General features: G+C 72.7%; 11 protein-coding genes. All 11 read left to right on the top strand.

Going from position 1 to position 12,516, the window contains the following annotated elements; genetic code table 11:
• Positions 1–2 precede the first annotated feature (2 nt).
• Positions 3–1,172, top strand: coding sequence for an NDMA-dependent alcohol dehydrogenase (locus tag E7744_RS12685; RefSeq protein ID WP_137774418.1), 1,170 nt, complete (start codon positions 3–5; stop codon positions 1,170–1,172).
• 8 nt (positions 1,173–1,180) lie between these two features.
• Positions 1,181–1,777 carry a UGSC family (seleno)protein gene (locus E7744_RS12680; RefSeq protein WP_137774417.1) on the top strand — a complete coding sequence of 199 codons (597 nt, stop codon included), beginning with the start codon at positions 1,181–1,183 and terminating at the stop codon, positions 1,775–1,777.
• A complete protein-coding gene (locus E7744_RS12675) occupies positions 1,774–2,904 on the top strand; it encodes a hypothetical protein (protein WP_210417116.1) in 1,131 nt (376 codons plus the stop codon). The genes E7744_RS12680 and E7744_RS12675 overlap by 4 nt, the downstream gene beginning before the upstream one ends.
• Complete coding sequence (locus tag E7744_RS12670; protein WP_210417115.1) at positions 2,905–3,765, top strand: SDR family NAD(P)-dependent oxidoreductase; 861 nt, start codon at positions 2,905–2,907, stop codon at positions 3,763–3,765.
• 165 nt (positions 3,766–3,930) lie between these two features.
• Positions 3,931–5,160: a zinc-binding dehydrogenase gene (locus tag E7744_RS12665; RefSeq protein WP_137774416.1), complete on the top strand. Its 1,230-nt coding sequence runs from the start codon at positions 3,931–3,933 to the stop codon at positions 5,158–5,160.
• A 38-nt stretch (positions 5,161–5,198) separates the two neighbouring features.
• On the top strand, positions 5,199–6,245 hold the full coding sequence (locus E7744_RS12660; RefSeq protein ID WP_137774415.1) for an amidohydrolase family protein: 1,047 nt from the start codon (positions 5,199–5,201) through the stop codon (positions 6,243–6,245).
• Between the two features lie 317 nt (positions 6,246–6,562).
• Entirely contained in the window at positions 6,563–8,308 is a 1,746-nt protein-coding gene (locus tag E7744_RS12655) for an ABC transporter substrate-binding protein (protein WP_137774414.1), read from the top strand.
• Entirely contained in the window at positions 8,301–9,332 is a 1,032-nt protein-coding gene (locus E7744_RS12650; protein WP_210417114.1) for an ABC transporter permease, read from the top strand. Before E7744_RS12655 ends, E7744_RS12650 begins: the two co-directional genes overlap by 8 nt.
• On the top strand, positions 9,319–10,203 hold the full coding sequence (locus tag E7744_RS12645; RefSeq protein WP_137774413.1) for an ABC transporter permease: 885 nt from the start codon (positions 9,319–9,321) through the stop codon (positions 10,201–10,203). Before E7744_RS12650 ends, E7744_RS12645 begins: the two co-directional genes overlap by 14 nt.
• On the top strand, positions 10,200–11,309 hold the full coding sequence (locus E7744_RS12640) for an ABC transporter ATP-binding protein (RefSeq protein ID WP_137774412.1): 1,110 nt from the start codon (positions 10,200–10,202) through the stop codon (positions 11,307–11,309). The genes E7744_RS12645 and E7744_RS12640 overlap by 4 nt, the downstream gene beginning before the upstream one ends.
• Positions 11,306–12,457 carry an ABC transporter ATP-binding protein gene (locus tag E7744_RS12635; protein WP_137774411.1) on the top strand — a complete coding sequence of 384 codons (1,152 nt, stop codon included), beginning with the start codon at positions 11,306–11,308 and terminating at the stop codon, positions 12,455–12,457. The genes E7744_RS12640 and E7744_RS12635 overlap by 4 nt, the downstream gene beginning before the upstream one ends.
• Positions 12,458–12,516 lie beyond the last annotated feature (59 nt).

Genomic DNA, 12,516 nt, shown 5'->3' with positions numbered 1-12,516 from the left:
CGATGGCAATCCCCACGACCACGGTCACCACGGAAGAGGCCCCCGCGGCCACGCTGACCACGCGCGCCGCCGTCGCCCGGGGCCCCCACGAGGGCTGGCAGCTCACCGAGCTGCGGGTGGACCCCCCGAAGGAACACGAGGTCCGGGTGCGGATGCACGCCGCCGGGCTGTGCCACTCCGACCACCACATCACCGCCGGGGACGCCCCCGTCCGGTTCCCCATCGTCGGCGGCCACGAGGGCGCCGGGGTCGTGGAGTCGGTCGGCCCGAGCGTCACCCGCGTGAGGCCGGGCGACCGCGTGGTCTGCGCCTACATCCCCGCCTGCGGGTACTGCCGGCCGTGCTCCACCGGACACCAGAACATGTGCGTCAAGGGCCTCAACGCCGGGACGGGCATGTTCCTCGACGACACCTTCCGCTTCCATGACGGGACGGGCGAGGACGTCGGCGGCTTCTGCACCCTGGGCACGTTCTCCCAGTTCACGGTGGTCTCCGAGTACGCCGTCGTCCCGTTGCCGGACGACATCCCGTTCGAGCTCGGCTCGCTCGTGGGCTGCGGCGTCCCCACCGGCTGGGGATCGGCCGTCTACGCCGCCGAGGTCCGCGCGGGGGAGACCGTGGTGGTCTTCGGGGCCGGCGGCGTGGGCTCCAATGCCGTCCAGGGCGCCCGCTACGCCGGCGCCAAGAACGTGGTGGTCGTGGACCCCGTGGCCTTCAAGCGCGAGTCCGCGCTCGAGCTGTTCGGGGCCACCCACGCCTTCGCCACCGCGCAGGAGGCCCACGACTTCGTCGTGGACACCACCTGGGGGCAGCTGGCGGACAAGGTGATCATCACCGCCGACGTCGTCACGCAGGAGATGGCCAACGCCGGGATCGCGATGACCGGCAAGGGCGGCAAGCTCACCATCACCTCGGTCGGCCACCTCGACGAGCAGGCGGTGACGATCCACGCCGGCATGCTCATCAGCTACCAGCGGCAGGTCCGGGGAGCCCTCTTCGGGGACTGCAACCCGCTGTACGACATCCCGAAGCTGCTCGGCCTGTACCGCTCCGGCGACCTCAAGCTCGAGGAACTGATCACCCGCAAGTACACCCTGGACGAGGTGAACACCGCGTACGAGGACCTGCTCGCAGGACGGAACATCCGCGGCATCATCGTCCACGAGCAGTAGGAGCGGTCATGACCGACACCATCCTGGACCCCACGGGCCGGGCGCCCGCGACCGGTGGCCCCGCGCCGGACGGCACGGCATCCGAGGGCCGGCCGGCCGTGCGGCTGGCACCCCGGCCGGACTCGCTGGCCGGGGCCCGCATCGGCCTGCTGGACAACACCAAGCACAACGCGATGCTGTTCCTGCAGGCCGTGGGCGAGCTGCTGGTCGAGGAACACGGGGCCGACTCCGTGGGCATCGTGGAGACCAAGGCGAACTTCTCGGTCCCCGTGGACGAGGAGATCATCTCCCGGTACCGGACCGCCTGCGACGTGGTGGTCACCGGGGTGGGCGACTGCGGATCCTGCAGCGCGGCCGCGGTGGCGGACGGGATCGCCTTCGAGCGTGCCGGACTACCGGCCGCGGCCGTCCTCACCGACGCCTTCGACATCACCGGCCGCACGATGGCCGGGGTGCAGGGCGCGCCCGACTACGCGTGGATCCGGACGGAGCACCCCATGGCCGTGCTGTCGGAGGACCAGGTCCGGGAACGGGCCCGGCGGCTGGTGCCCGAGATCCTGTCCACGCTGACCGCCCCGGGACGGGCCACGGGGGAGGGGGCATGACCGCCCCGACGGCCGGCCGGCTGGACCCGGCCGCGGCCCAGGACGCCATCGAGTACGCCTACGCCCAGGGGTGGACGGACGGGCTGCCGGCGGTGCCCGCCACCCGGGAGCTGGTGGACCGGTTCCTGGCGGCCGCGGGCCGCCCGGCGGACGAGGTCCTCAGCCACCTGAGGCAGGTGGACCGCACCGTCACGGTGGAACTGCTGGCCATCAACGCGGCGATGGCCGGATGCCTGCCCGAGTACTTCCCGGTGGTCCTGGCCGCGTGGGAGGCACTGGCCCGCGAACGGACCACGGGGGGCGGGGGGTGGCAGTCCACCAGTGGACCGGCACCGCTCATCATCGTCAACGGACCGGTCCGCCGGGAGCTGGGCTTCAACGGCACCGGCGGCGTGTTCGGCCCCGGGTTCAGGCCCAACGCCACCGTGGCCCGGGCGATCGGGCTGACCGTGCGCAACGCCTACGGCATCCGTCCGCACGAACTCGAGCAGGCCACCCAGGGCATCCCGGGACGGTGGTCCATCTGCCTGGCGGAGAACGAGGAGGAGAGCCCGTGGGCCCCGCTCGCCGAGGACCTGGGCGTGCCCGGGGACGCGGTGACCTCCACGCTGCTGCGCACGAGCGAGTTCGTGGACAACCGGCACACCGCGGCCCCGGAGCAGTTGCTCGCCGACTTCGCCGACACCATCGGCCGTTCCGGCCCATGGATCTTCCGGCACGCGGCGGCCGGGCTGGTGCTGTGCCCCGAGCACGCGAACCTGCTGGCGCAGGCAGGGTTCTCCCGGGCGGACGTCGCGGCCTGGCTCGCCGAGCACTCCGGCCGCACCACCGGCCAGCTCGCGGCGGTGGGCAAGGACCGGTCCAACGAGAACGGCGTGCGCTTCCCCGGAGAGCCCGCGGACCCGGACGAGTTCCAGCGCACCATCGCGGACCCGGCCTCGATGATCATCGCGGTGGCCGGGTCCCGCAACGCGGGGATCTCCATGGTCGTGCGCTACTTCGCCGACTGGTCCGGCCGGCCCGTCGCCGTCCGCGCCGCCGGCTCCACCACCACCGTCGCCGCGGCGGAGGACGGGGCGCGGCCGCGTCCCGGGGCCGCCGCGGCGCTGACAGCAGAGGGACGGTAGATGGACAGCATCGATCTCGACGACCGGCTCACGGAGACACCGCTCGAGGACCCCCTGGCCGGCCAGGGGACGGCCCGGATGGCCGGCCGCCGGGCACTCGTGACCGGCGCCGGCCAGAACGGGGACCTGCCCGGCGTCGGGTACGGGATCGCCCGGCTCCTGGCGGCGCGGGGTGCCTCCGTGGTGGTCCTGGACCGCAGCCCCGAGGCCGCCCGGCGCACGGTGGACCGGATCGCGGCAGGTGGCGGTGTGGCACACCCGCTCACGGCGGACGTCACCCGGGACGCGGAGTGCGAGCGGGCCATCGCCGAGGCGGTGGACCTGATGGGGGGCCTGGACACGCTGGTCAACAACGTCGCGAGCGGTGACCGGGCCGGAATCTTCGACATCACGCCCGAGCGGTTCGAGGAGCTGCTGGACATCAACCTCAAGTCGGCCTGGTACGTGACGCGCCATGCGGTGCCCCGGATGCCCCGCGGCAGCGCCATCCTCAACATCTCCTCCGTGGGGGTGCGCGCCCGCGGTCCGGGGATGCCCTACTGCGTGGCCAAGGCCGGGCTGGAGAACCTCGGCGAGGGCGCCGCCACCACGCTCGGTCCGCAGGGCATCCGCGTCAACACCATCGAGGTGGGCGCCATCTGGGGCTCCTTCGCGGCGGCGAACATGGACGAGTCCTTCCGGGCGCAGCGCCGGGAGGCCACCACGCTGAAGACGGAGGGCAGCGCCTGGGACATCGCCCACGCGGCCGCATTCCTGCTCAGTGACGAGGCCCGGTGGATCACCGGCCAGACGCTCGCCGTGGACGGTGGCCCCTTCGGCCGGGGGCCCGCCGGGCCGCCGGTCACCAGCGTGGCCCGCTGAGCACCGGGCCCCGTGGACGGGGGCCCGCCCTGTTCCCGGAGGCGGGCACCGGGCCCGGCTCCGCATCCACCCACCGGACGGGACCGCCTCGCGGACGTCCGGCCGCGCGTGTCCGTCGACGGCCGCGCGCCAGCCAACAGAGAGGTGACCGACATGCCAGAGCGCATGACCGACAGTGTCCCCGACGTCTCGGACGTCACCGCCGTCCCCGTCGTCCCCGACGGCCCACGCGAGCGTGACGCCTCCGGGGAGCCCCGCGGCGCGAGGCCGTCCGGGCGGTCCCGGACGATCCGCGCCGTCGTGCAGACGGGTCCCCGCACCCTGGAGGTCCGGGAGTTCCCGCGGCCCGTGACCGGTCCCGACGACGGGCTGCTCCGGGTGGAGGCCAACGGCATCTGCGGCTCGGACGTGGAGATCTACCGCGGACACCTCCACGGCCGCTCGGCCGCCCCCTTCATCCCCGGCCACGAGCCCCTGGGCATCATCGAGGAACTGGGCGAGCGGGCCGCCGAGCGGTGGGGCGTGCAGGTGGGTGACCGGGTGGCACTCGAGGTGATCATTCCCTGCCGCTCGTGCGCCGACTGCCTCGTGGGCCGGTACCAGGCCTGCCGGAACAGGCAGGGTGGGCACGGCGTGACGCCGGTGGACGTGGAGCCGTCCCTCCACGGGGGGTTCGCCGAATACCTGTACCTGGCCCCCAACGCGGTCATGCACAAGGTCGACAGGCGCCTGCCGATCGACATCGCCGCCATGTACAACCCCCTGGGGGCGGGCGTCCGCTGGGCGGTGGACCTCGGGGAGGTGGGGCTGGGGGACACCCTGGTGGTCCTCGGCGCGGGCCAGCGCGGCCTCGCCGCCGTGATGGCCGCCAAGGCGGCCGGCGCCCGGACGGTCATCATCACCGGGCTGGAGTCGGACCGGCACAAGCTGGCCGTCGCGGAGGAGCTCGGCGCCGACCACGCCATCGTGGTGGACGGGCCGGAGGGCCGGGACATCGTCGAGGCGGTCACCGAGATCACCGGGGGGCGCATGGCGGACGTCTCGCTCGACCTGACCCCGATGGCGGCCGGGCCGGTGACGGACGCCCTCAACGTCGTCCGTCACGGCGGCCGGGTGGTGCTGGCCGGGCTGAAGGGCGGGCGTGAGATCCCGCTGGACACCGACCTGGTCATCAACCGCGGCCTCACCGTCCGGGGCGCCTTCGGGGTGGACGCGGCCGCCAACGAGAAGGCGATCGCCCTGCTGGAGTCGGGGCGGTTCCCGCTCGAACGGTTGCACACCCACACCTTCGGGCTGGACCAGGTCGCCGAGGCGATCGAGACCCTGGCCGGCGAGCGCGAGGACACGAGCGCCATCCACGTCACCGTCCAGCCCCATCTCGGACGCACCCCGTGACGAGCCGTTGTCCCGACCCCCTGGAAGGCACCCCACCCATGATCATCGACGCCCACGCACACGTCCTGCCCGCCGACTACCCGGAGGGCGCCCCGGCATGCTTCCCGTCGATGGAGCCGGTGGACGGGTCCACCGACCGCACCCTCGTCTTCGGGCAGATGCGCTTCCGGGCCCGGGACGCCTTCTTCGCCGCCGAGCGGCGGCTCGAGGAGCAGGACGCCTCGGGGGTGGACATGGAGGTCGTCAGCCCCATGCCCCCGCTGCTGAGGTACGACCTGCCCGCGGCGGACGGCCTCGCCCTGGCCCAGCACGTCAACGACTTCACCGCGCAGTCGTGCGCGCACGCCCCGGACCGCCTGGCCGGCCTCGGCATGGTGCCGCTGCAGGATCCCGACGCGGCGACGGCCGAACTGTCCGCCATCCGGGATGCCGGCCTGGCCGGGGTCGAGATCGCCTCGAACGTCCTCGGGGACTCGATCGGGCACGAGCGGTTCCTGGAGTTCTTCCGCGAGGCCGAGCGGTTGGGGCTGTCCGTCTTCGTCCACGCCATGCCCTCGCCCACGTCCCGGCTGCCGATGTCCGCCATGGGGACCTACGTGGTCGGGGTGGAGGGCATGTTCGCCGCCGGCTCCATGGCCCTCGGCGGCACGGCCGCCGCCTGCCCGGACCTGCGCATCTCCTTCAGCCATGCCGCCGGCGGCTTCGCCATGATGCTGCCCCGGGCCCAGTACTTCTGGGGTGGTGCCTGGAACGAGGGCCCGGTGGACCCCGCGCGCGCCGTGATGCCCGACGACGGTCCGTCCCCGCTGGAGATCGCGCGGCGGTTCTACTACGACTCGATGGTCTTCGACCACCGGACGATCCGGTACCTGATCGACCTGCTGGGCGCCGACCGCCTGCTGGTCGGCTCCGACTTCCCCGCGATGCCCCGGGAGGAACCCATCGCCCGGACCCTGCGGGAGATGGACCTGCCGGCCGGGCAGTGGGAGGACATCGGCTCCCGCAACGCCCTGCGCTGGCTCGGCCGGACCGGGGAGGACGCCTCGGCGGCGGCCGTGGCGGGGCCGGCGGCCCGGAGCCGCTGACCGGCCGGGCACGCCGCGTCCACGGCCCCGGACCCGCCCCTCCGGGGACGGCTCCGGGGCCGTCCCCGTGCGCCCGGCCTCGTCCCCGGGCCGGGCCGCCACGGCCCGCGGTCACCCGTCGGGGCCGCACGGTGGCCCCCGCGGAGGGGCGCCACGGGCCCCTTTCATCCGACGGAAAGCGCATGGAACGCCCCCGGCGCCTGCGGAAGACTTCCGGGCATGGCCGCTGGTGATCCAGACCACAGCACGGCCCGCCACCTCTCAGGGGAGCTCTCATGAACCACACTTCGCGTCACCACTGGGCAGCCCGTCGTCTGATGGGCACCGTAGCCCTCGCCGCCGGCCTGGGCCTGGCCCTCACGTCCTGCTCGGGCGGGGACCCGGGGGCGGCCGGTGCCGCCGGGGCCGGCAGCAGTGCCGAGCCCCAGGCCGGCGGGGACCTGACGGTCCTGCTGGACGCCGGCTTCGCCGGTGGGTGGAACACCGGCCTCGACCCCGCCACGAGCAACACCGTCGGGGCCAACCTGGCCCAGAACTCCGCCATCTTCGGTGGCCTGTTCACCCTCGTGGCGGACGAGGAGGGCAAGAACGCCGAGATCCGGCCCAACCAGGCCGAGTCCTACGAATACTCCGAGGACGGCAAGACCCTGACCGTCACGCTCAAGGAGGGGGTCACCTTCTCCGACGGCACCCCCATGGACGCCCGGGCCGTCCTGTGGAACTGGATCCGCGACCTGAGCTCGGGCAGTACGGGGGCGCCCCGCATCCAGCTCGACCTGGAACGGGAGATGCCGGACCTCGACCAGGACTTCCTGGACGACCTCTACGCGGCCCTGCCCGAGGACGTCGACAAGACGACCATCGAGCAGCAGCTCGGGGCGATCCAGGCGGTCGACGACAAGACCCTCGAGATCCACTTCGCGGTCCCGAACGGTGCCTTCGTCAACGCGATGCCGGCCACCAACATGAACTACATCGGCTCGCCCACGGCCTACAAGGAGCTCGGCGCCGAGGAATTCGCCCGGACGCCCGTGGCCGCCGGCCCCTTCACCGTGGAGGCGAACAACCTCAGCGAGCGGTTGGAGCTGGAGAAGAACCCCGAGTACTTCAAGGAGGGGCTGCCGTACCTGGACGACCTGACGTTCCAGTCCGTCAACGGCGACCAGGTGGCGTACCAGACGCTCCAGGCGGGCCAGGGCGACGCGATCGAGGGCCTCAGCGCGGTCACCCTGATCTCCCAGGCCCAGTCCAACGCGGAGCTGACGACCACGCTGGGCGCCCCGACCTCGCCCTACGTCATCCAGCTCAACACCCGTGCGGAGCCCTTCGACGACAAGAGAGCCCGTGAGGCGATCTACTACGCCACGGACTTCGAGGCCATCAACCAGGGGCTGTTCCAGGGCCAGGGGGACATGAGCCAGTCGTTCACCGCCTCCGGCGGACTGTTCCACCAGCCGGAGGTCGAGGGGTACCGCACCCACGACGTGGAGAAGGCCAAGGCGCTGGTGGAGGAGCTCGGCGGGCTCAAGGTCGAGCTCGGCACCACGGACATCGTCACGGCCCGCTCCGTGACCACCGCGCTGCAGACCCAGTGGCGCGAGGCCGGCATCGAGGTGGAGATCGAGGCCCAGCCGCTGGGGGACGTCATCACCAAGTTCACCAGCGGCGAGTGGGAGTCGATGCTCCAGACCGCCGGCGCCTGGGACCCGGCGGCGGGCATCGGCGTCGCCGTCCGCTTCGGCTCGACCTCCCCGTTCAGCGGCACGCCGCTGCCGGAGGGGGCGTCCACGGCGACGGAGGCGATGCAGGAGGGGCTGCAGACCGACCTGGACGAGGTGCTCACGGACGCCTCCGCCACGGTGGACCCGGCGGAGCGGGAGCAGCTGTACCAGGAGGCCGCCACGATGATCTCCGACGAGGCGTACGGCCCGTTCGGGATGGCGTTCTCGCCGGCGCAGGTGGTCCGCAAGGGCGTCCACGGTCCCGGGCTCACCACGCCCATCCCCGCCCTGACCGTGAACTCCACGGTCCTCTACGACGAGGTGTGGGTCGAAGGTGACTGAGACCGTCACGCGGAGCACCGAGACCCGGCCCGCGGCGCACCGCCGTCCGGGCCGGGTCTCGGGCTCGCCCCTGGTGAGACTGACCCTGCGGCGGCTGCTGATGGCGATCCCGCTGTTGCTGGCCATCAGCGTCCTGGTGTTCGCCCTGCTGGAGATGATGCCCGGGGACCCGGCCCGCAACCAGGCGGGCATGGACGCCTCGGAGGAGGAGGTCGAGGCGGTCCGGAGGCGGCTGGGCCTGGACCGGCCGCCCGTGGAGCGCTATCTCGGCTGGCTGGGGGGCATCTTCAGGGGAGACCTCGGACGGTCCTCCGTCAGCGGCCAGTCGGTGACCGAGATGCTGGGGGACCGCGCACCGGTGACCATGGAACTGGTGCTCCTGGCCTTCGCCGTGTCCCTGGCCATCGCGATCCCGGTGGCCCTGCTCGCCGCGCGGCGGCCGGGCGGGGTCTTCGACCGGGCCACGATGGTCGTCTCCATGACGATGCTGGCCGTGCCGAACTACGTGCTGGCCATGCTCCTGGTCCTGGTCTTCGGCATCATGCTGCGGCTGCTGCCGGCCATCGGCTTCGTTCCCCTGTCCGAGGGGCTGCTGCCGAACCTGCGGTCGGTCACCCTGCCGGTGCTGGCGCTCGCCGTGCCCCTGGCGGCGTTCTACACGCGGTTCCTGCGCGGAGACCTCGTGGAGCAGATGAACGCGGCCGACTACGTGGACACCGCCCGGGCCAAGGGCGTCCGCCCCTGGCTGGTGCTGTGGCTCCACGCCTTCCGGAACTCCTCCTTCGGCCTGCTGACGATCGTGGGGCTGAACATCGGCACCCTCGTGGGCGGCACCGTGATCATCGAGCAGATCTTCGCCATGCCGGGCATGGGGATGATGATGCTCGAGGGCGCCATGTCCCGGGACGTGGCCGTGGTGCAGATGTGCGTCTTCGTCTTCGCCGCCGTGGCAGTGCTGGCCAACCTCGTCGTCGACCTCCTGTACGCCGTCCTAGACCCGAGGATCCGCTATGGCAGTCACTGAAGCCCCGGCCGTCGTCGCCACCGTCCTGTCCCCGCCCGAGGACCTGGGCGCCCGCTGGTCCCGGATCCGCCGGCGGCTGGTGCTCGGCCTGCCCGTCGCCTTCGTGGGCCTCCTGCTGGTGGCCTGCTTCCTCGGTCCCGTCCTGCTGCCCCTGCCGGCACCGGTGGGCGGCAACATCCTCGAGAGCGCCCTGCCGCCCGGCTCGCCGGGACACCCGCTCGGGACGGACGTCAACGGCAACGACGTGCTGTCCCGGCTGCTCCACGGTGGCCAGTCCTCGCTCATCGTCGCCGTGGCCGTCAACGTCATCGGACTCGTGGTCGGCGGGGGGATCGGAGCCGTCTCGGGCTACGTGGGCGGGTGGGTGGACAACGTGATCATGCGCGTCCTGGACGTCGTGATCGCCTTCCCCTCGCTCGTGCTGACCATCGCCATCGCCCAGGCCCTGGGGCCAAGCCTGCCCAATACGGTCCTGGCCCTGACGGCCTTCAGCATCCCCGCCGTGGCCAGGGTGTCCCGGTCGGCCACGCTGCGCGTGAAGACGATGCCCTATCTCCAGGCGGCGGAACTCGGCGGCAGCCCCGCGTGGCGCACCCTGCTGTTGCACGTCGCCCCGAACATCACCCCCCAGATGCTGAACTTCGCCATGCTCGGCATGGGGATCGTCATCGTCACCGAGGGGGCCCTGAGCTTCCTGGGCCTGGGCATCCCCGCCCCCAACCCCAGCTGGGGGAACATGATCTTCGAGGGACAGCAGTCCATGTCCGCCACCCCGCTGCTGGTGCTGTGGCCGAGCCTGGCCCTCCTGGCCACGGTCCTGTCCTTCAACCTGCTCGGGGAGAACATCCGCGACGAGATGAGTGGTCGATGAGAACCGTGCTGACGAACCCCGCCGCCCCGGACCGGCAGGTCCCGGGTCCCGACCGGCCGGCACTGGAGGTGCGGGACCTCAAGGTGACCTTCACCCGGGGCGGCCGGCAGGTCCAGGCCGCCAAGGGCGTCTCCTTCGACGTGCGTCCGGGCCGGATGCTCGCGATCATCGGGGAGTCCGGCTCCGGCAAGTCCGTGACGGTGCGGGCCCTGATGGGGCTGCTGCCCCCCAGCGCCCGCGTCAGCGGCTCCGCCCGCCTCGGCGACACGGAGCTGGTGGGCATGGGCGAGAAGCAGCTGCGCCGCATCCGCGGCCGGGAGGTCTCCATGGTCTTCCAGGACCCGGCGCGGTCGCTGAACCCCACCATGTCCGTGGGGGCGCAGATCGTGGAGGCCGTGCGGACGCACCAGCCGATGGGACGCCGCGAGGCGGCGGAACGGGCGGTCGAGCTGCTGCGGATGGTGCGCCTCCCGGCGCCGGAGAAGCGCTTCCACCAGTATCCGCACCAGCTCTCCGGCGGCATGCGCCAACGCGTCATGATCGCCATCGCCCTGGCCTCGGACCCGAAGGTCCTCATCGCCGACGAGGCCACCACGGCCCTCGACGTCACCACCCAGGCCCAGATCATGGAACTCCTCGTGGACCTGCAGGGGCGCCTCGGCACGGCCGTGGTCATGATCAGCCACGACCTGGGCCTGGCGGCGAGCTATGCGGACGAGGTGGTCGTCATGTACGCGGGCCGCATCGTGGAGCAGGCGGACACCGCCGAACTCTTCTCCCGCGTGCGGATGCCGTACACGAGGGCCCTGCTGGACGCGATCCCGCAGGTCGCCCTGCCCTCCCACACGCCGCTCGCCGTGATCGGTGGCCACCCGCCGGACCCCGGCCGGCCGGTCGCGGGCTGCCCGTTCCGGCCCCGGTGCCCCCGGGCCACCGAGGCATGCCTCGAGGCTCCCGCCCTCACGGAACACGAGCCGGGTCACCGGTACGCCTGCTGGCACCCGATGGGCGGCGGCGGAGGCGGTGGACCCCTCACCGGCGGGATGCCGGTGGACACACCGAGGCCGGACCCCCTCGAGGTCGCGGCCGGGAAGGACGGACGATGAGCCACGCTACGCCGGTGACGGCACCCCGGGACGGGACCCACGGACACGGGGGTACCGGCGAGGACCAGGAGGGCGGGTGCCTGCTGTCCGTCAGGGACATCGTCCAGGAGTTCGAGAGCCGCGGCCCGGGTGGGGTCAAGGAGGGGGTGGTCCACGCCGTCTCGGGGGTCTCCTTCGACCTGATGCCGGGGGAGACGCTGGGGATCGTGGGGGAGACCGGCTCCGGCAAGAGCACGCTGGCACGCGCGGTGATCCAGGTCGACCGCCCGAAGTCCGGCTCCGTCGTGTTCCGGGGCCGGGACCTGACGGAGCTGGGGCGCAAGGAGCTGCGCCGGGTCTGGTCGGAGTTCCAGATGGTCTACCAGGACCCGTTCGGCTCCCTCAACCCGCGCTGGCGGATCGAGGACGTGGTGGCCGAGCCCCTGCGGGGGCACTCGAGGCTGGACCGGTCCGAGCGGCGGGCGCGCGTCCGGGAGTTGCTGGACCTGGTGGGACTGGATCCGGACACCTACCTTCGCCGCCGGCCCATGGACCTCTCGGGAGGCCAGGCGCAGCGCGTGGCGATCGCGCGGGCGATCGCGCTGGAGCCGTCCGTCATCATCTGCGACGAGGCGATCTCCTCCCTCGACGTGCTGATCCAGGCCCAGATCATCAACCTCTTCGAACGGCTCCGGGTCGAGATGGGGTTGTCCTACCTGTTCATCGCCCATGACCTGGCGACCGTGAAGCAGGTCAGCGATCGCGTGGCGGTGCTCTACCTCGGCCAGTTGGCCGAGATCGCGCCGTCGGACCGGCTCTACGAGACGCCGCGCCATCCCTACACGCGGGCGCTGCTGGACTCGGTGCCCGGGCTAGACCCGGAGACCGGGGTCGCCAAGCGGCCGGTGGTGCTGGGCGGCGACGTGCCCAGCCCCCTGGACCCGCCCTCCGGCTGCCGGTTCCGGACGCGTTGTCCCTTCGCCCAGGACGTCTGTGCCGAGGTGGAGCCCCGGCTCGAGGCGTGTGCCGGGGGCGGGCAGGCCGCCTGCCACTTCCCCCTCGACGACGACGGGCTGCCGACCAACGGGCACCCGGCCGGGGCGGGCCGGCGTTCCGCCGGGAGGCGGGACGGTGAGGTCGAGGCCCTGGGCTCCCCGGCCCGTCCCTGAGGGCGGGGCGCCAGGAGCCCACGGCGGACAGCCGGTGGACCCTCGGTCCACCGGCTGTC

This window comes from Citricoccus sp. SGAir0253, assembly GCF_005877055.1.
In the GTDB taxonomy this organism is placed as follows: domain Bacteria; phylum Actinomycetota; class Actinomycetes; order Actinomycetales; family Micrococcaceae; genus Citricoccus.
Note: the sequence above shows the minus strand (reverse complement) of the source record. Positions and strands in the feature narration are given on the sequence as shown.